This is a genomic window from Rhodococcus sp. 05-2254-5, from assembly GCF_002258575.1.
GTDB lineage: Bacteria > Actinomycetota > Actinomycetes > Mycobacteriales > Mycobacteriaceae > Rhodococcoides > Rhodococcoides fascians.
This window is the reverse complement of sequence record NZ_NOZG01000007.1, coordinates 296,762-314,643: the sequence shown is the minus strand read 5'-3', so window position 1 is coordinate 314,643 and position 17,882 is coordinate 296,762. Positions and strand designations below refer to the sequence as shown.

Annotated in this window: 13 protein-coding genes; 7 read left to right on the top strand and 6 right to left on the bottom strand. The window is 67.7% G+C overall.

What is annotated here, in order from left to right:
* Window positions 1–125: 125 nt before the first annotated feature.
* From CH278_RS06805 to CH278_RS06780, 6 genes are all read left to right on the top strand, one after another.
* Window positions 126–1,871, top strand: coding sequence for an Hsp70 family protein (locus tag CH278_RS06805; RefSeq protein ID WP_032381451.1), 1,746 nt, complete (start codon window positions 126–128; stop codon window positions 1,869–1,871).
* Between the two features lie 6 nt (window positions 1,872–1,877).
* Window positions 1,878–4,349 (top strand): helix-turn-helix transcriptional regulator, encoded by a 2,472-nt coding sequence (locus CH278_RS06800; RefSeq protein ID WP_256991875.1) that lies wholly within the window; start codon window positions 1,878–1,880, stop codon window positions 4,347–4,349.
* A 121-nt stretch (window positions 4,350–4,470) separates the two neighbouring features.
* A complete protein-coding gene (locus tag CH278_RS06795; RefSeq protein WP_094621507.1) occupies window positions 4,471–5,634 on the top strand; it encodes a hypothetical protein in 1,164 nt (387 codons plus the stop codon).
* Window positions 5,631–7,280, top strand: coding sequence for an Hsp70 family protein (locus CH278_RS06790; protein WP_094621506.1), 1,650 nt, complete (start codon window positions 5,631–5,633; stop codon window positions 7,278–7,280). The genes CH278_RS06795 and CH278_RS06790 overlap by 4 nt, the downstream gene beginning before the upstream one ends.
* A 75-nt stretch (window positions 7,281–7,355) precedes the next feature.
* Window positions 7,356–8,654, top strand: coding sequence for a S1 family peptidase (locus tag CH278_RS06785; RefSeq protein WP_032371871.1), 1,299 nt, complete (start codon window positions 7,356–7,358; stop codon window positions 8,652–8,654).
* Window positions 8,655–8,793: 139 nt separating this feature from the next.
* Complete coding sequence (locus CH278_RS06780; RefSeq protein WP_179274474.1) at window positions 8,794–9,846, top strand: S1 family peptidase; 1,053 nt, start codon at window positions 8,794–8,796, stop codon at window positions 9,844–9,846.
* Window positions 9,847–9,855: 9 nt separating this feature from the next.
* Here the strand turns inward: CH278_RS06780 and CH278_RS06775 are convergent, their stop codons facing one another.
* From CH278_RS06775 to CH278_RS06760, 5 genes are all read right to left on the bottom strand, one after another.
* Window positions 9,856–10,749, bottom strand: coding sequence for a glycoside hydrolase family 16 protein (locus tag CH278_RS06775; protein WP_179274473.1), 894 nt, complete (start codon window positions 10,747–10,749; stop codon window positions 9,856–9,858).
* On the bottom strand, window positions 10,746–10,973 hold the full coding sequence (locus tag CH278_RS27400; protein ID WP_176457115.1) for a hypothetical protein: 228 nt from the start codon (window positions 10,971–10,973) through the stop codon (window positions 10,746–10,748). The genes CH278_RS06775 and CH278_RS27400 overlap by 4 nt, the downstream gene beginning before the upstream one ends.
* A complete protein-coding gene (locus tag CH278_RS06770) occupies window positions 10,970–13,195 on the bottom strand; it encodes a hypothetical protein (RefSeq protein WP_032399215.1) in 2,226 nt (741 codons plus the stop codon). The genes CH278_RS27400 and CH278_RS06770 overlap by 4 nt, the downstream gene beginning before the upstream one ends.
* Window positions 13,192–14,346: a glycosyltransferase family 2 protein gene (locus CH278_RS06765; RefSeq protein ID WP_179274472.1), complete on the bottom strand. Its 1,155-nt coding sequence runs from the start codon at window positions 14,344–14,346 to the stop codon at window positions 13,192–13,194. Before CH278_RS06765 ends, CH278_RS06770 begins: the two co-directional genes overlap by 4 nt.
* 99 nt (window positions 14,347–14,445) lie before the next feature.
* The gene (locus CH278_RS06760; protein ID WP_179274471.1) at window positions 14,446–15,612 is read right to left on the bottom strand and encodes a glycosyltransferase family 4 protein; all 1,167 of its coding nucleotides are present in this window, start codon (window positions 15,610–15,612) and stop codon (window positions 14,446–14,448) included.
* 159 nt (window positions 15,613–15,771) lie between these two features.
* On the opposite strand from CH278_RS06760, the gene CH278_RS06755 reads away from it, so the two are divergent.
* Window positions 15,772–17,115, top strand: coding sequence for a hypothetical protein (locus CH278_RS06755; protein ID WP_094621501.1), 1,344 nt, complete (start codon window positions 15,772–15,774; stop codon window positions 17,113–17,115).
* Window positions 17,116–17,176: 61 nt separating this feature from the next.
* Here CH278_RS06755 and CH278_RS06750 read toward each other — a convergent pair whose 3' ends face one another.
* A complete protein-coding gene (locus CH278_RS06750) occupies window positions 17,177–17,830 on the bottom strand; it encodes a hypothetical protein (protein ID WP_032367340.1) in 654 nt (217 codons plus the stop codon).
* Window positions 17,831–17,882 lie beyond the last annotated feature (52 nt).

Here is a 17,882-nt window from a genome sequence, read left to right as displayed (position 1 = left end):
CTTTAGGGGATTTACCTCGTTGCACGCTCTAACCTGCTGTGAGACGTAACGAATCGGGGCACCGAGCCGACAGTGCGGGTAACGGCGGTGGGAACCAGGGCAGTGCGACAAGAAGGTGGCGGCAGATGAACGCAGGGCTCGGCATACGGATCGGAACTGTGACGGCTGTTGCCGCCCTGGATACCGACCCGGTGACCTCGGTGGTCAAGCGTTCGGCCCTCGATCTTCGTCCCGGTGCGGCCCCCAGTCTCGCCGACCTGTGGGACCGCTCGACGCGCCATCTCATCAGTGGATTCGCCGATCGCGTCGGTGACCCCGTCGAACTGATCGACGACGACGGCCGCAGTCACCGCGCCGAAGACCTGTACGCCACCGCCACTCGTGCCCTCGTCGCCGACGTCTCCGCCGGTGTCGACTCCTCCCCCTCCGTGGTGGTCACCCACCCCACACGCTGGACCGCCTACACCGTCGAGGTGCTCGGCGAAGCGCTCGATCGCGCAGGCCTGACCGACGTCACGCTCGTTCCCGAGTCGGTCGCCACGATGCGCTGGCTCGAGGTCACCCGTGGAACCCAGTCCGACGGTCTCGCGGTCGTCTACGACCTCGGCGCGACGGCTCTCGACGTCACGCTGATGCGGACCGGGTCCGACGCAGGCGTCGTCGGAACAGGCGTTCATTCGCAGGAGTTCGGCGGCGCTCAGTTCGACCACGAGATCATGCAGTACGTACTCGACACCGTCTCGGGCAGTCAGTCCTTCGAGTTCGATCCCTTCGATCCCGACACCGTCGGCGCATTGGTCGAATTGCGCGCCCGCTGCGGCGAGGCCAAGGAACAGTTGTCCTACGACACCTCCACGTCGCTGACCGTGGACCTGCCGGGGCTGCACACCGAAGTACGACTCGTGCGCTCGGAGATCGAAGACCTCGTTCGCGCATCGCTGCTGGCCTCCATCGGAGTCGTGCGTGACGCGGTCGCGGCCGCAGGCCTCGAGGTCACCGACATCGATCAGGTGGTGCTGACCGGCGGCAGCTCGGCCATCCCCCTCGTCGCCGAGCTCGTCTCGACCGAACTGCGAGTACCGGTCGTGGCCGGGCCGCGCCCCGAACTGACCGTCGCGATCGGCGCCGCAATCCTCGGCAGCGACATCGCCGACGCCACCGCCGCGGACGACGCAGCAGCATTGGCTGCGGTTCCCGCCGCGACCGCCGTTGCCGCGCCGATGCCCCGTCCCACCCCGCGGCCCGCCCCGACCCCGACGGCAGTGGCGTCGGAATCGGGAATGTCCGGACGCAAGAAGGCCGGCTTGGTGGCCGGATCCGTGGTTGTGCTGGCCCTTCTCGCGGGCGGCGGACTGTCGGTCGGAACGGCCCTTACCTCGGACAACACCACTCCGGCCGAATCCAACGCCGAGATCTCGAGCACCGAGACTCCCGGCAGCACGGCCGCTGTGGCAGAAGTCGGGTCCACGACCGGTCCGACCGGTTCTGCAGCAGTCGGCTCCACGGGTGCACCCACCACGGTGGTCAACGCCGACGGCAGTGTCACCCAGATCGATCCGGCCACCGGGGCTCCTGTTGCCGGGGCACCCGTCGCCGGCGCGCCGGCCGCTGTCCCCGGCCAGAACGGGGCCGCCACGGTGCCGACCATCCCGTCGATCGCCGCACCGACGGTGCCCAACTACCAGCCCCCGGCCGTGCAGGTCCCGCAAGCACCGCAGTTCACGCCACAACCGCTACCGACGTACCAGGGCCCGACCCTCGGCGACGTCGGGCAGGGCGTCGGGCAGGGCCTCGGCGGTGTCGTCGGAGGTGTGGGTCAGGGCTTGGGTGACGGACTCGGTGGGGTCGTCGGCGGCTTGACGGGTCAGTAGGCCGCCGTGGCCAACAGCCCATCCGCTCTCGTCGGCGTCGAGCGCGCCGATCGATTCGTTCGTGACGCGTCGTCGAGCACCGGTGTGCACGTTGTCGTCGGGGTGAACGGCTCCGGTCGATCCGCGGTGCTCGGTGCGGTCGCGGCCGCCGCGACGACGGTGCATGCAGGCAGTGTCACCGACGCGCCGTCGGGTGCGACGGTTCTGGTCGACGACGCCCATCTGTTGCCGGATCACCGCGTGGACGAGATAGCCGCTGCAGCAACCCGTTCGGACATCACGCTGGTTCTCGCCACAGCCCCGCGCCGATACGATTCCCGGATCGAGAAGCTCGTCGCATCCGCCGGTGCCGCTCGTCTCACGTTGGTGCCGTTGGACAAGACGTCGATCGCAACGCGGGCAGCCGCCGTCGCTCGGCCGATCTCCGCGTCGCTGGCGAGCGCGATCGCGAAGTCCACCGGAGGGCTTCTCGTCGCCGTCGACGCGGCACTGGCCGCGCTCGGGGGCGAACGGTCCGATCCGACTCCGCTGCGTGCGGTCACCGAATCCGTTGCCGAGCAGCATCGCCGACTGCTCGTCGACACCACCGACGACACCCGCGCCGTGCTGCTCGCGGCTCGCTTCGGCGTCGTCCCGGACCCGGCTACGGCGGCGCAGCTCGTGACGCGGCCGGCCGACGCGGAGACGGTCGTCGACATCGCCTGCAGCTCCGGTCTTCTCGACGCCACGGGCGCGTTGATTCCGTCCGCCGAAGGTCCCCTGACCGAGATGATCGGGGAGCGTCGATGCCGGGTGCTGCTCGACCGCATTGCCGAGGTTGCCGCGCAATCCGGTCTGCTCGACGCCTCGGCTGCGCGAGCGTTGGCGACGCATGGGGTCGTACGCGCCGACCTTGCTGATTTCCTTGCTGGACAAGGCGATTCGACTTCCGTAGAGTCCGCTGGCCAGCTGTACGATGCGGCAGCAGCGGCGGGATTCGACCCGTCGGCGCTCGCGGCCCGCCGGGCAGAGGTGGCCGCCGCGACCGGACACCTCGACGAGGCAGGCCGTCGTGCCGACGAGATTCTCGATGCGGCCACCGATCACACGCAGGTCGATCTACGCACCGCGGTCAGGGTCTCGGCGTCGATCGCCGCGCAGCGCGGAATGGTCTCGCGCAGTGCGCAATTGTTCGCCTGGCTCGGGACGGATCGACTCGGAACCGATGCGGTGTGGGCTGCCTTGTCGGCCGCTGCAGCCGGCGACCGCCCTGCTGCCGACCGCGCACTGAGTGTCGTGGCATCGCTGGCACCGACGTCGAGTACGGCGTCGGGCGCGTTGCTCGTCGACGGGGTCCTCGGTTCGATCGACTCACGCAGCGCTGCGGCGTCGAGTGCGGCGACGAACGCGCTGATGCGCGCGGTCACGTTGACGGCCGCGCCGTCCGATCGTTGGTGCGCTCCGGATTCGGCAGCCGCGGTGGCCGCTCTGCATGCCGTGCACTGCGGTGATCTCGCCCGCGTCGACTCCGTCATCGCTCGTGCGCTACCCGAGCTGCGGCCGGGATCCGAGGCCCACACGCGGCTCGTTCTCATCGGCGGCTGGGCGGCCATGCTGAGAGGAGACGCCGCGCAGGCCTGCCACCTGGTCGACCCGCTCGAGATCCCCGACTCGCACGTGCGCAATCACCTGTTCCTGCACGGCATTCGAGTGGGGTTGGCCCGCAGGTCCGGGGACGCCGGGTCTCTCGTCACGGCGTGGACCCAGGCGCAGAACGTCGTCGCCGCGTACTCGATCGATCTGTTCTCTCTCTTGCCCCTCGGCGAATTGGTGCTGGCCGCAACACGAGTGGGCCAGTTCGATCGCGTCGAGCACCTCGTGTCGCAGGCCACGACGCTGCTCGCCGCGTTGGGGGATCCGCCGGTCTGGGCATCGGCGCTGCATTGGTATCAGGTGCAGGCCGCCATCGTGGCGCAGACGCCCGAAGCCCTGGTGCCGCACGCGAAGGCCCTCGCGTCCGCCGCTCCGACGCACCCGTACAGCTCCGCACTCGCTGCGGCGGGGCGGGCGTGGCTCGGTGTTCTACAGGGCAGGCCCGACGCCGCCGAGGTGGAACTCTCGGCGCGCACCCTCACCGCGTTCGGCCTGCCGTGGGACGGTGCCCGGTTGGCGAGCGAGGCCGCACTGACCGTCGCCGACACCGCTACGGCCACCTCGCTACTGCACATCGCCCGGTCGTTGCGTCAGCCCAGCTCGCATCAGCGGGAGACCGACGGGACGACGCCGCAGCCGTCGGGATCTCTGAGCGAACGCGAGGCCGAGGTGGCCGAGCTACTGGTTCTCGGCGTCACGTACCGCGAGGTGGGCAGCCGGCTCTACATCTCCCCGAAAACCGTCGAACATCATGTGGCTCGCATTCGCCGCAGGCTCGGAGCCGGGTCGCGCTCGGAACTGATCTCGATGCTGCGGGCGATGGGCTACGGAACATCGACCACCTGACTTCGGCACGCTGATGCCCCCTACTGCGGGTGTAACTGTGTGAGGATCCGAAGCGACATAACGACCGAACATCGACTCCGAGCCCAGGACAGGTAGATATCCCCATGACCGAGCAGCCCGCATGACCGAGCAGCCCGGCGGGGCGAGTATCGGCGCACCGGACGTCGGCCTCTATCTGGACGACGACCAGGCCGTTGCGGCCGTGTCGCACCCCATCGCGCCCGGCCCCTCCCTGCATCTGGCGTCCCTGCACTCGACCGTGCTCAACACTCACCCCGACGGCACCGTCTCACTCGGTGACGCCACCGACAACGACTCCGAGGCGTACACGCACTTCCTCGACGCGCTCGGCGACGGCGTCACCGGGAGCCGGGGCACCGTCTTCCCCGCCGAACAGCTGACGTCGATGGCGCTGCTGTGCCTGCTCACCGAGGTGGCGTCGTCGATCGATCTGCGCCCCGGCGATCTCGCTGCGGCCGCCACCTACCCGGCCCGCTGGACCGCCGAGCAGGTGTTCGCCCTGCGTGCGGCCATGAACGGGCACGGGTTGGCGCACGTTGCGCTCGTATCGGAAGAGGAGGCGCTGGACGCCTGGAACTCGTCGATGCGAGCAACCATGGAGAAGAAGGACACTGCCGTCGCCGCGGCTCGTGGTGCAGCGCTTCTGGCTGCCCGGTACCCGGTCGACGCCGTCACCGAACGCCTCGGCGTCGGCGCACCGACCCGCGCCGACCGTCGTCCCCTGTTCACCGCCCCACTGTTCGCCGCCGCGGCGTTCGCAGCGGCGCTGACGGTCGGTGCCGGTGTGATCGCATTGCAGCTCGGCACATCCGCCGACACCCCGGTGCCCACCATCGAGAACGCTCAGGTCGCGCCCCCGACGACGACGTCGGGAATCCGGCCGGGTGGGCCGATCGACTTCCCCACTGCCGTCGTCGAACCGGCAGCCGAACTCGTGCCCGCCGTCTCGCCTGCACCGATCATCACGCCGGAGACCACCACCACGGCTACGGATCCGACCCGAGAGCGACGCTCCGAACGCGACGCGGCCGAGGTCGACACGCGACCCGCCGTCGACCTTCCGGAGGCCACCGAGACCGAGGACCCCACCACGACGCCGCCGACCGACGACGAACCGGTCGGACCCGAGCTGCCCGACGACGAACCCGCCGAGGACCCGCCGAAGCCCACCCCCGACGAGAACGCCGACGACAACACCCAGGCCGGACGTCTCGCTCCGCAGGACCGAGCTCCGGCCGGAGCCACGACGGGCGGCACTCCATGAGCGGTGCCGGGCATCTCGGAATCACAATCGGCAACACCAGATCCGTTGCGGTGTATCGCGACTCGACCGCGTTCGAACCAACCGTCGTCGTACTGCCGACGACACTGAGGTTCGACGATGACGGCCGCGCTCATCTCGGAGAGTCCGTCGACACCGCGCCGTTCACTCGTTTCGTCGATCTGGTCGGAATGCAAGAAGATCTCGAACCCGATGCCGACGCGTATCGCGCCGAGGATCTGATGGCCAACGCCGCGAACTGCCTCGTGAGCATGTTCTCCGAGACGTCCGAATCGGCGTCCACGCCCGTCACGACGATGACGTATCCGACGCGATGGCCCCGCGAGAACATCGCTCTGCTGCGCGACGCCCTCGATCACACCGGTCTCACCGACGTCGCGCTGGTTCCCGAGGCCAAGGCCGCGAGCGCGTTCGCGCAGCCGAGCCCGGGGGCCGCCGTCACGGTGATCGACATCGGGGCCACCGGCACCGACATCTCGACGTATCCGGGCGGCGGCACCGAGCGCACCAACGCTGTCGGCGGCGACGTGTTCACCGATGCCCTGTTCGATCACGTCGTGACCGATCGCGAACACCTCGACCTGTCCGACGCCGCAGTTCTGGCTTCTCTCACCGGTGTCGTCGCGTCCTGCGAGCAGGCGAAACACACGTTGAGCACCGCGGACGTGGCCACGATCGCGGTGGAGCTGCCCGGCGTCTCGGATACGACGACGGTCACCCGCGCCGAGTTCGCAGACCTGATCGCGCCGACGTTGGGCTTGCTCGACGTGCCGTCGACCGGCACGGTCGTGCTCACCGGCGGCAGTGCTGCCCTACCTTCGGTGGTCGCGGACATCGGCGAGCGCACCGCAGGCGCGCTTCTCGTCGAGCCGCTCGCTGCGGCTCGCGGCGCACTGAACATCGCCGAGATCGAGGACGTCGACGGCAACTCGTTGGTGACCGGCGCAGCGCCGGTGGTCACTCGCAACGACGGCACGGACTCGCTCGATACCGACGCGATCCCGGTGGTCGCTCCGCCGCCGCCCCTCGCGTTCTCCGAGGCGATACCGGCGGTGGCACCGGTGTTCGGCCCGTCCCAGCTGCGCTCGGAGCCCATCGTTCCGGCCGGAGATCCCGACGGTTCAGACACCGCGACCCAGCAGTACGCCGCAACCGCGTTCGCCGGTGCGAAGACCGAGAACAAGAAGGAACGCAGCGAGCGCTCGCGCACCGTCACCACGATCATCGCCGGTGCCGGTGCGGGCGTGGTCATCGTTCTCGTCATCGCAGCCCTGAGTGGGGTGTTCAGCAGCGGACCCGCCACGACACCGCCCACCGTCACCGACGCCGGATCACCGGTCACCACCTCCGCGCGGGTGCCCTCGACCGCACCGACCACGACGACCGCACCCGCGGCTGCTCCCGAGGTGGTGCAGGAGCCGACGGCCGAGGAGTACACCCCGCCCGAACCGGCTCCCCTGCCTGCGCCGCCGCCCGCTCCGGAACCGACACCGGCACCGCCTCCGGTGGTCACGACACCGCCCGTCGCGGTGACCACCCCTCCGGAAACGACGACGCCGGCGGAAACGACGACTCCGGTCACTACGACGACCACGACGACCACCTCAACGACCGCTGAAGTTCCCTGACCAGGGCGAACACTGGTTCGGTGGCGCATGCCCTAGGGTGGGGCGCTGATGCCAAGCACCCGATGAAGGGATTTCATGCGTAACACCGGGGCTCTGCGTACTGCAGTGCTGTGCTCGACGGCTTTCGTACTTCTTGCTTCGTTCTCCGGAACAGCGGCGGCCGAACCTGTGGTTCAGTCGCCCGCCGATCAGCTTCCGCGAGAGCTCGTCGAAGCCGTGCAGCGAGATCTGAAGATCTCCCCGCAGGAGTACCTCGATCGTGCCGCACGTGCGCAGGAGCTGTCGGCCTACGCGTCGGATTTCCGGGCGAGCCGACCCGCCGATTTCGCCGGTGCCTGGATCGGGCCCGACGGTAATGCCGTCGTCGCCGTCACCTCTCCCGCAGCCGCGCAGGCCGTCGCCAAGGACGGCTATGCCACCGCGCAGTCGCCGGTGTCCGCGGACGGGCTGGAGAAGTCGCTGGCAGATCTGAACACGTGGATCGCCGGCCTCCCGCGTGAGATCTCGGAGCAGATCAACGGCACAGCCATCGACTTCATCGACAACCAGATCGTGCTGAATGTGGCGAACAGTCCGATCGGCAAGGCCCTGAACCTGCCGACCCTGCTGGCCAACATCAAGGTGATGCTCTCCCCCGGTGGCAACAAGCCGGCCGACCCGGCACCGATGGGCGGCGACACGTACGTCACCACCGCCGGGCCGATCGCCGACGCACCGCCGACCGAGATCAGCATCTGCTCGTTCGGCTTCAATGCCGTCGACGCCGACGGCAGCGCCGTCAATCTGACTGCGGGACACTGCAATCCGAACAAGGCCACGGGCGCCGGCGGAGCACCGGTGTACCTGCCCGATCCGGCCGACATCGCGCGCAGCTCCCAGATCGGCTCGTTCGATCGCTCGAGCCTGGGAGCACCGGACGGCCTCGACTGGTCGGTCATCGGCCTCGACGCCGCCGGACAGAAGGCCGGGCTGGACCGTCCCACCGTTCGCGGGGCCAACGGCAGCACCGTCACCGTCACCGGAACGGCATCCCCCGTCATCGGCGCCCCCGTCTGCAAATCCGGGCAGTCGTCGTCGTTCACGTGTGGAGTGGTGGCCGCCGACCGCGTCGAGACGCAGCTCTTCATGGAGGACGGCACGTCGCGCACCGTGCGCGGCTTCGCCAGCACAGCGTGCACATTGGCCGGCGACAGCGGCGGGGCCATCGTCACCGGCACGCTGGCACTCGGCATCACCAGCGGATCCAACAGCGGTGGAGCACCCGACTGCACCGAGGCGAACCTCGCGCTGGCGCAGTTCGGCGGCACCGCCAGCCTGGGCATTCCCATCGATCAGGTGACGAGCGCGACCGGAGCTACTGTCCGAACCGGGTAAACCGGTACGCCCGAGGCCTCCGACCCCCTATAGTTCTTGTGCGAAGTGAACGGCATCACATCGTTCGATGCCCGGGGGGAAGGTCGTTATGCGTCGCCGTGCGTGTGCACTATCGGTCACTGCTGTCTCGTTGCTCTTCATGACGGTGGTATCTATACCCGCTGCCGTTGCGGCACCGCCCGAACCGGCGTCACTGGCCGACGCTGTGGCACGCGATCTCGGGCTCAGCCCTCAGCAGTTTCTCGACCGCGCCGACGCAGCGCGCCGGTTGGCCGAGTTCACAACCGCCGTCGGCCCGGCGGTCCGTGGTCATCTCGACGCGGCCGGGCTGCCGGTCGTTGCGGTCGCCGACGGACCGTCCCACGCGGATGTGGTCGACGCGGCGACGGCCGCCGGATTCGTGATCGACCGGGCTGTATTCGACATCCCGGCCCCCGTCCTCGATGCCTTCGGTCCGCTCCTCGACCGGGTGCCGTTCGATCCCTCGCTCACCGCAGGGCCCATTCGCGCCAGTTCGTATCTCGGGGGCGACAGCTTTCTCGCCGGCACCCCGGCCGGAGCAGGTCTACGTTGCTCGCTGGGCTTCAACGCCGTCGACCCGACGCGTGGTGCCGTCAACATCACTGCAGGACACTGTGATCCGGGCGAGTCGAGCACCGGTTCCGCCGTCACGACGGGCGCGTACCCCATGTACGGCAGCCTCGTAGGCTCCAAGTTCGGATCGTTCTATCGAACCAGCCGGGCGCACAACGACTATGCGCTCATCGACATCGACGACGGCAACACCGGGGAATTCGAGAGCAACGCGATGCGAGTTCCCGGATCCGGCCCACTGCTGATCACCGGCACGGTGGATCCGGTCGTCGGCGCGCCGGTCTGCAAATCCGGAGCCACCACCGGATTCAGTTGCGGCACAATCCTGTCGACGGGCCAGCACGTCACCATGGGCGGCAATGTCCTGGACCGCAGCTTCTCCACGTCGATCTGCGCGCTGCGCGGCGACAGCGGTGGCCCCATCGTCAGTGGCACGCTCGCCGTGGGCATCGCGAACGCGTCGAACGTGGGCGATCAACCCTCGTGCGAGATCGCGACCGTCGTCAGCATGCTGCAGGGTCAGCGCCCGGAACTGTTCGCGACGCCGATCAACAACATTCTCGCCGAGAACCCGGGCCTGACGGTTCGTACGTCGTAGGCCGGCGGGTCAGTTCTGTTGTTCCAGCAGAACCGATCCCGACGGCGTGTCCTCCACGACGGACGGTGTCCCGTCCGATTCGTACACCGACACCCAGTCCACATCCACGTTCGCGACGTCGGGTGTTCCCGCCAGGCCGCATTCTCCGACACCCCAGGATTCGAGCTTGGTGCAGGCGCCCGCCTGGGCCTGGATGCCCAACCACATCGGCTTGTCCGGGATGGATGCTCCCAGTGGTGTTCGCGCCCAGACCTTTCCGTTGACCAGATACCTGATCTGCTCGGGGTCCCATTCCACTCCGACGGTCTGCCAGTCGTTGGTGTCCAACTGCAGATTCGCCTGTGAGAAGTGACGGTCTCCTTCTGCACCGCTCCAGTGCAGGAACGACGACATCGTCTGCCTGGTCCCGTCGGCGCTCTCGGCGATGTCGATCTCCGGCGGCCACACCTCGTCGGCGGGCCACAGCAGAATGTGGTAGCTGATCTCGTCGGAGCGGTCCGCACGCAGCCGTACGTCCCACTTGCCATACCTCTGTGACACAGGCGAATTCGAGACGCCGCCGGTCACCCAGCGGCCGTCCTTCTGCTCGGCGCGCAGCCGGAGTGCGCCACCGGTGACCGAGGCCTGTTCGTACTCCCACCAGCTGGCCGGGTCGCCTCCGGGTTGGCCGTAGTACGCACCCCAGTCGTCACCGAGATCGCACCGGTCGAAATCGTCGACGAAGGTCTGCCGCCACCCCGGCAGGTCCTCCCGGGGCACGGCTTCACCCGACATGACGTCGTCCGCCATGGGGTCGCACCGTTCGCTGCTGACCAACGCGGGTCCGGGTCCGCTCGACTGCGCACAGGACACCGTCGTCGCCACGACCAGCAGGGCCACCGACAGGCTACGAAAGATTCTCACTCCCAGATCGCGATCTGTTGGAACCGCACGATCACGACGACTGCGGCCAGGAGCAACAGCACGATCAGTGTCGCGGAGAGCACCACTGCGCGGTTGATGCGTCCGCTGCCGCCGCGCCCGATCGCACCGTCGGAGGGCACCTCGCGTTCGCGTAGTACCGACGCGACGATCAGCGCCGCGAACAGGGCACCGAATGCGAGGAAGCCGAGCCACAGATCGGTCATTTGAGCACCACCGGTGGGGTGGACGCATTCTGCAGAATGGTCAGGTCGGCGGTTTCGACAACCACGCGATACTCGTCGGATCCGACCAACATGCCCAGCTGTTGGTCGACGACCGATTGCGAATATCCGTACTGCAGGTAGATCTGCGCCGACGATTGTCGAGTGGTGAACACGAAGTCGGGGTTCTCCTTTCGAACGCACCCGCTGAGATCGTCGAGGCACTCGAACGATTCCATGGTCGCCACTCTGACGTCGTCGAAGTAGCGTGCGGACACCAGCCCGGCCGCCGTTCCGATGACCATGATTTCCGAGCCCTGCGGAACCGACCGCATCAATGCGTCTCCGTATCGGATCTGATCCTCGTCGGTGTGCTCGAACGAGGTGTTCAACCCGCGAGTTGCCGTCAGTATCAAGGCAATTCCGAGGATTGCCGCGGTCGCGGCGACGGTGCGCGACCAGTGCCGCGGCTGGGCCGATCGACCCGTGAACCGTCGAATGATCGCGAAGGTGCGCACCAACGCGTCCGCGGCGTAGGGCGCGATGAACGGCGACGCCAGCACGAAGCACCGGATCACCACCTCACCGCCGTAGCTCTGCACCAATACCAAACCGAAGGGCACCATGCAGAGCAAGCCGCCGATGAGCCACGTCTTGCGTCGGCGGTAGGTCAGCCAACCGGCGAACGCGAACATCAACAGCGCGCCCGACGCCGCCAACCGCAGATACTGCATCTTCTGGTAGAGCGGATCGGCACCGATCCGGTCGCTGACGCCGCCCTGTACCGCGCCCGACACCTGTCCCACATCGCCGAGCACGTACGCGAGGTGGCCCTTCCAGTAGTCGACGGCTCCGTAGCTGAACCAGGCCACGAACAGCGCGACCGCGAACAGCCACAGCAGTCGGTATCGCGTGGTTCCGGTGAGCGAGAACAGGAACAGCGCCGCGATCAACACGATGGGCGTGAGCTGGTGAGTGATGACGATCGCCGCGATCAGGACGATCATCAGCGCCTCGATCGCGAGGGTGCGGCCGGCACCGACACCGGGAACCGTGCCCAGAGTTCGCCTCGGCACCGTGACGATCCACCGACGCCACGACCGCGGGGCCGACGGCAGGGGCGCACTGCGCAACTGCCACAGCAGCAAGGCGCAGATGGTCAGGTACAGCATGGTCGCCGTCGGCTGCGGCGCGAAGTAGTCCTGCTGGTACCAGTTGAACGACAGGTAGAGGATCACCGCGATCCACGCCACGCGCCTGCGCCCGGTCAGCGACAACGCGATCGAGTACAGCGGCAACATGGTCACGCCGCCGTAGAAGAGCGGAGCCCACAGCAGCATCGGAGACAGGTCCGACAACGCGCCGGCACCCGACATATGAGCTCCGGCAGAGAAGAACCCGGCCCAACTGAATCGCGCGTCCGACGGCGGTGGCAGACCCTGCAATGACGCGATGATGTCGATCAGCCCGCGATGGGTGTACGCCGTCGGGATCGACGTGACGCCGTCGGCCAACGACACGTACATCGTGGTGAACATGATCAGAGCGAGACCGGCCGCGCCGAGTACCACCGGGTCGAGTCGGGCCCGCGACAGCGCCACGGCGATCACGGCCGCCACGATCGCCAGCGCGACGAGGTAGCTGAAGCCGATGTGGGTGATCACACCCAATGCGCCGGACGCCTGCGGCCTGAGCACCTTCGTCGCGTGAGCGAACAGCACGACGGCGACGGCCACCGCGCCGAGCAGTGCGTACCGGGTCACCACCGCAGTCCGGTCCGGGCGCGGTCGAGGCACCGCAGGCACCAACGTTCGCGACGCCCACAGAATGAGCGCGGCGGACACCGCACAGATGTAGAGCTGCACCGTCACCGGACGCAGATTCCCGGTGACGACCTCGGCCTGCGCGATGATCAGCATCGTCGCGAACGAGATCGAGACCGTCACCGAACCGACCAGTGCCGGCTGTCGGAGGCGCAGCAGCACCGCGATGGGTGCCCCGGGCAACAGCGTCACGGCGGCGACGACCACGGCGACCCGGAGTCCGTTGGGTACCGCACCCGCGTGATCGGATCCGGCGAGGATGGCCAGCACCGTCGACGCGATGGCGACCGCTGCGGCAGCGAACAGCAGCGCCTGCGCCCCGCGGTAGCTCGAGTCGGGACGCGTCGGATCGGCTCGACCTACTGCGTCCTCGGGTGCGTCGGTGGTGTCGGTGATCGTCACGAATTGATCCCGGTGCCGCGAACCGTGATGGCCTTGACGTACAGGAACGGCCCGCACAGGTAGCCGTAGAGCTCGGTGAGCTTGAGGTCGCGAGGCATCGGCGGAGCCCCGTCCGCGAAGCGGTTCTCCTCGGGCGCGAGAAGCATGCGGAATGCGGTCGGGAGCCGGCCGAGCAGTGCGCGGGCCGGAGCTCCGCCGTCGAGGAAGAGTTTGGTGACGATGGCGGCCATTCCGCTTCCGTACCCGAACATCTGCTCGCGCAACGCTTCGTGATCGGCTCGATGATGATGGCCGACGACGGCTGTCGGGTCGTAGACGATCGTTCCCCCGCGCAGTACCGCTCGTCGGAAGAGCTCGAGGTCCTCACCGCCTTTGGTGGGCGTGCCCGGTCCGATCCTCTCGTCGAATCCCGCGAGCGAGTCGAAGGCAGTCTTTCGGAACGACATGTTGTTGCCGCTGCCCATCTCCCCGGCCGTGTAGGGGAACAGTGCTGCGGTGCCGCGTGCACCCAGTTCTTCGTCGATCGATCCGGTCGGCGCGAGGGTCCAGACCGTGCGCGTCGATCCCTTCTCGAACAGCCCCGATTCCTCGAACCACCGCTGCTGATCGGTCTCGACCGCCAGTCCGACGACCTGTCCGGTCACCCCGGCCACGACACCGTCTCGGTCTGCCGCGTACACCTGCGCCACGGCGGCGAGCCACTGCGAATCCGGTTCGGCGTCGTCGTCGGTGAAGGCGATCACGCGGCCCGACGCGTGCCGGGCACCGGTGTTTCTGGCTCGCGAGACCCCGCGGCGCGGCTCACGGACGACGATGCAGCGGGGATCGTCGATCGACCTCAACGCGTCGTCCACCCGTCCCGACGTGGGTGCGTTGTCCACCACCACGATCTCCACGGCCGGGTAGGACTGCGCGAGCACGGCCTCGACCGTGCCCGACAGCGACGGCCTGCCCACGGTTCCCACGACGACGGTGATGAGGTCGCCGTCGACGAACGGCTCTGCCGCGCGCAGGGGTTCCGGCGACCGTCTGGGTGCGAGGACCCAGCCGGCCCCGGCCAGGGTCGCGGTCGCAGTCGCGGCAAGAACGGCAACGCCGACCCGCTGCGGGGTGCGGCGGCGCGGGACGCCGGGGGCCATGTGGTCGAGCATCAAGAACTCCGATTCGGTACGAGCGTGTGCGTGCGGATGCCCCGACATCCGCACGGCTGGGTTGCGTCGTCGGCTCCGCTGCAGAGCCGATGCGTCACGTCATGTGATGCGCTTCTTCCCGATTGCTGAACTGTAGATGTCGGCGAAATGCTTCGCGCGATGTTGGGAATCGAATCGCGCGACTGCTTGCCCTCGCGCGGCCTCGGCGAGGGTGGCGGCCAGGCCGCGATCGGTCAGCATCCTGCACAACTGCGTGGCCAGCGAGTCGACGTCGCCGGTTCGGGCAACGAGGCCGGTGTGCTCGTGCGAGACGAAGTCGACCAGGCCCCCGGTGTCGCTCACCACGACCGGCACCGCACAGGCCTGTGCTTCGAGGGCGATGAGCCCGAAGGGCTCGTCCTGTGACGGGCAGGCCAACACATCCACGGCACGCAATGTCGACGCCACCGCGTCCGTCCGGCCGAGGAAACGATGCGCACCGGGCAGCAACCGTTCCGCGGCCTGCTGCAACTCGACGAGGTAGCCACCGTCGTCCTCGCTGGGCGCTCCGACGATCGCCAGATGCGCGTCGACTCCGGACCGACGCACCCGCGCCACGGCGTCGATCAGTACGTCGAGCTTCTTCTCGCGATCGATCCGGCCGACGGCTGCGATCAGTGGAGCATCGGGGTCGGCGGTCATGTCGGCCCGCAGAGCCGGGTCACCGGCACCCGGCGCGAAGGCCGTGGTGTCGATTCCCTGGTGCACCACGCTCACCCGTCCACGCGCACGCGTCGGGAGTTGCTGTGCTGCAGCTGTGCTGACGGCCACCGTGTGGGTTGCCGTCGTCGCGATCGCGGCGAGCAGTGTGCGCCCCGGTCCGGCGGGGACGATGTCGTGAAATTCGACGACGACCGGGGTGCGTGCGAGTCGGGACGCGAGCACCGCGTCGGGATGCAGCAGCAGATGGTTGGAATGTACGACGTCGAAGTCGCGGGCAGCTCGCCGAAGTATCGACACCGTGCGTGCGCTCTTCGGCACCTGTGCCGCGAGCCCGCCGATGGGATGCAGAGACTTCACGCCCTGACGATGGATTCCGATGCGTTGCGGCAGGTCCAGCGGCAAGAACGGCAGGCCGGCTGCTCGCCACCACTGTTCGGTGTCGCTGCCACCGGGCGCACCCAGAGTGACGGTCACGCCCAGGGGCCGCAATGCCAGCGCCACGTTTCGCAGACTGTGATCGGTTCCGCCAACCGACGTCGACAGCGAGACCGCGAGTACTTGCACTTCGCTGACTCCGTCCAAGACTCCGGTTTCCTGTCCAATAGTTTGTTTGACTCCATTACATCGTACTCAGAGTTGGCTGGAATACCCATTTGAGTTCATACTGCTTCTGAGGCTTTCATAAACAAGAAGTAAAGCCGTCTATCGGAAGGGACCTACGCGATGAACGTGGTCTTTCCCTCGCACGTCACGGTTCACGAGACCGATGTCGCGCTTGCGGGTAACTGGACCGTGGTGGCTTTCGGTCCTGTCGATCATGGTGGCGTCGACGGCATCCGCCGGGCGCTACGCACGACGATGAGCATCGGCCCGGCCGCGCGAGTGGGCCTACGTCCAGATTCCGGCACCCGTCGCTGGCGATACGATCCCGACGCCCCGCTGAACGCCGTCCGGGAAGACTCCGCGATCACCGAGGACGACTACGACACCGCGATGTCGCAGCTACTGGCCACGCACGACCCCGCCGAGCCACTGTCCATCACGGTGCGCGGCGACCACGTGGTGTTCTACATGGATCACGGGCTCGGCGACGGTCAGATGATCATCAACCTCTCCCACACACTCGCTGATGCCGACGCTCGCAACGGCATCGTGCCCCGCTGGGCAACGGCAGCGCGCACGCGTCACCCGCTCGCCGTAGCAGCGATGCTCTGTTTCGGAACCGATCCCAGGCGGCTTCCCCGGCTGCTGCGCTCACGCATTCACCCGAGTATCGGAGTGTGCGGACGTAAGCATGCAGGTGGCGGGTCGGCCGGTCACGGGTCCACACAGACGGCATCTACACAGGCGGCATCGACCGCCGCAGGCTCACCCGTCGAGGTGGTGGCCGCGGCCGCCACGATCGAGTGCACCCGAGAACTGGCGAGGTGGCGAGACGACTACCGACCCGGACAGTCGATCTCGATCCTGTTCTTCGCCGCCCTCGATGCCGCACTGCGCGCCGAAGGACTGGCCGTCGACGATGTCGCCAAAGTGCTGTTCGACGTTCGCCGGTACCTACCACCCGAGCTGACCACCCTTGCGAACCTGTCGGCCGGTATCGACGTCTACCTCCCCGACACGACCGACACCGTTCTCCTGTCCCGCCAATGGCGACGAATCATCGACTGCGGGCACCCGATCGCAAACCTGATGCTGGTCGCACTTCGCTCGAAACTGGCCAGGTTGCGCTCCGGCCGCGCGACCGACACCCTGCCGCCCACCGCACCCGACACCATCCGTCTGGCCTTGTCCGACATGGGCCGGCATGCCCGATTGAACGACATCGCCTTCGTCGGCGAGACACAGGGTTCGTACCGAGTCATGGTGGCACCCGCGAGCCACGGACACATCACCCTGACGACCGCACGGCTACGCGACTCCATTCGCGTCGCCGCATCGTTCCACTCGCACGTAGTCGATGCCGACACCATCCGACGGGCACTGCGCGCCGCCTGCTCGACGCCCATCGCATTCCTCGAAGCCGACGCATCGACCGCAGCCGTCGCCACCAATCCTGCTGCCTGACAACACAAAAGAACCCACGACCTCGACGAGATCGTGGGTTCTTTCGAAGAATGCGCTGTGACTACTTGGCCCAGACCGACGTTCCGGGAGCAGCGTTCAACGTGTTCAGCAGATCGATTCCGGCAACGACCAAGCCGGGCCCGCCGACAGCGATGGTGCCGATGATTCCACCTGCTCCCGCACCGGTCACCAAGCCGGGGATGCAGCCTGCGGGGAGAGTCACAATGCAACCGATCACCGCACCGATTGCGGAACCGGTCAGGGTTCCAATCGCGGTAGCAATTCCGAGCTGCGACGAGAAGTTCTGTTGCGCCTTGAGGTTTTCCTCGGGCGAGGCAACCGTCGTCGCGCCGATGCTGCGCGAGTTGGCCGAGGCCTTCGTCAGGTCGAGCTGCGGCACCAGACGCAGGGTCTTACCGTTGTCGTCGACGTTCTGCTCGTACGGGAAGTTCAGTCCGCCGAGATTGAACGACAGCGGGAGGGTGACGAGTGTGTTGTCGGCGGCGTCGAGGACGTCGACGGTCTTGCCGTCGTCGGCAACCTTGAAGACGCCCGCATCGATGGTGGTGACGATGGTGCGGTCTTCGAGCTCGACGGAGTAGTTCGTGTCGGGGGTCGTGGCGCTGGTGTCGGGCTGCGCGTAGGCGGTTCCGCTGGCCAGACCCGTAGCAACTGCTACGAGAGCCGAGGTGACGACCAGTTTGCTGAGTTTCATGTGGTGTTGTGTTCCGTTTCTGTGCATGTGCTGCAGTGCTTTTGGCGGCAAA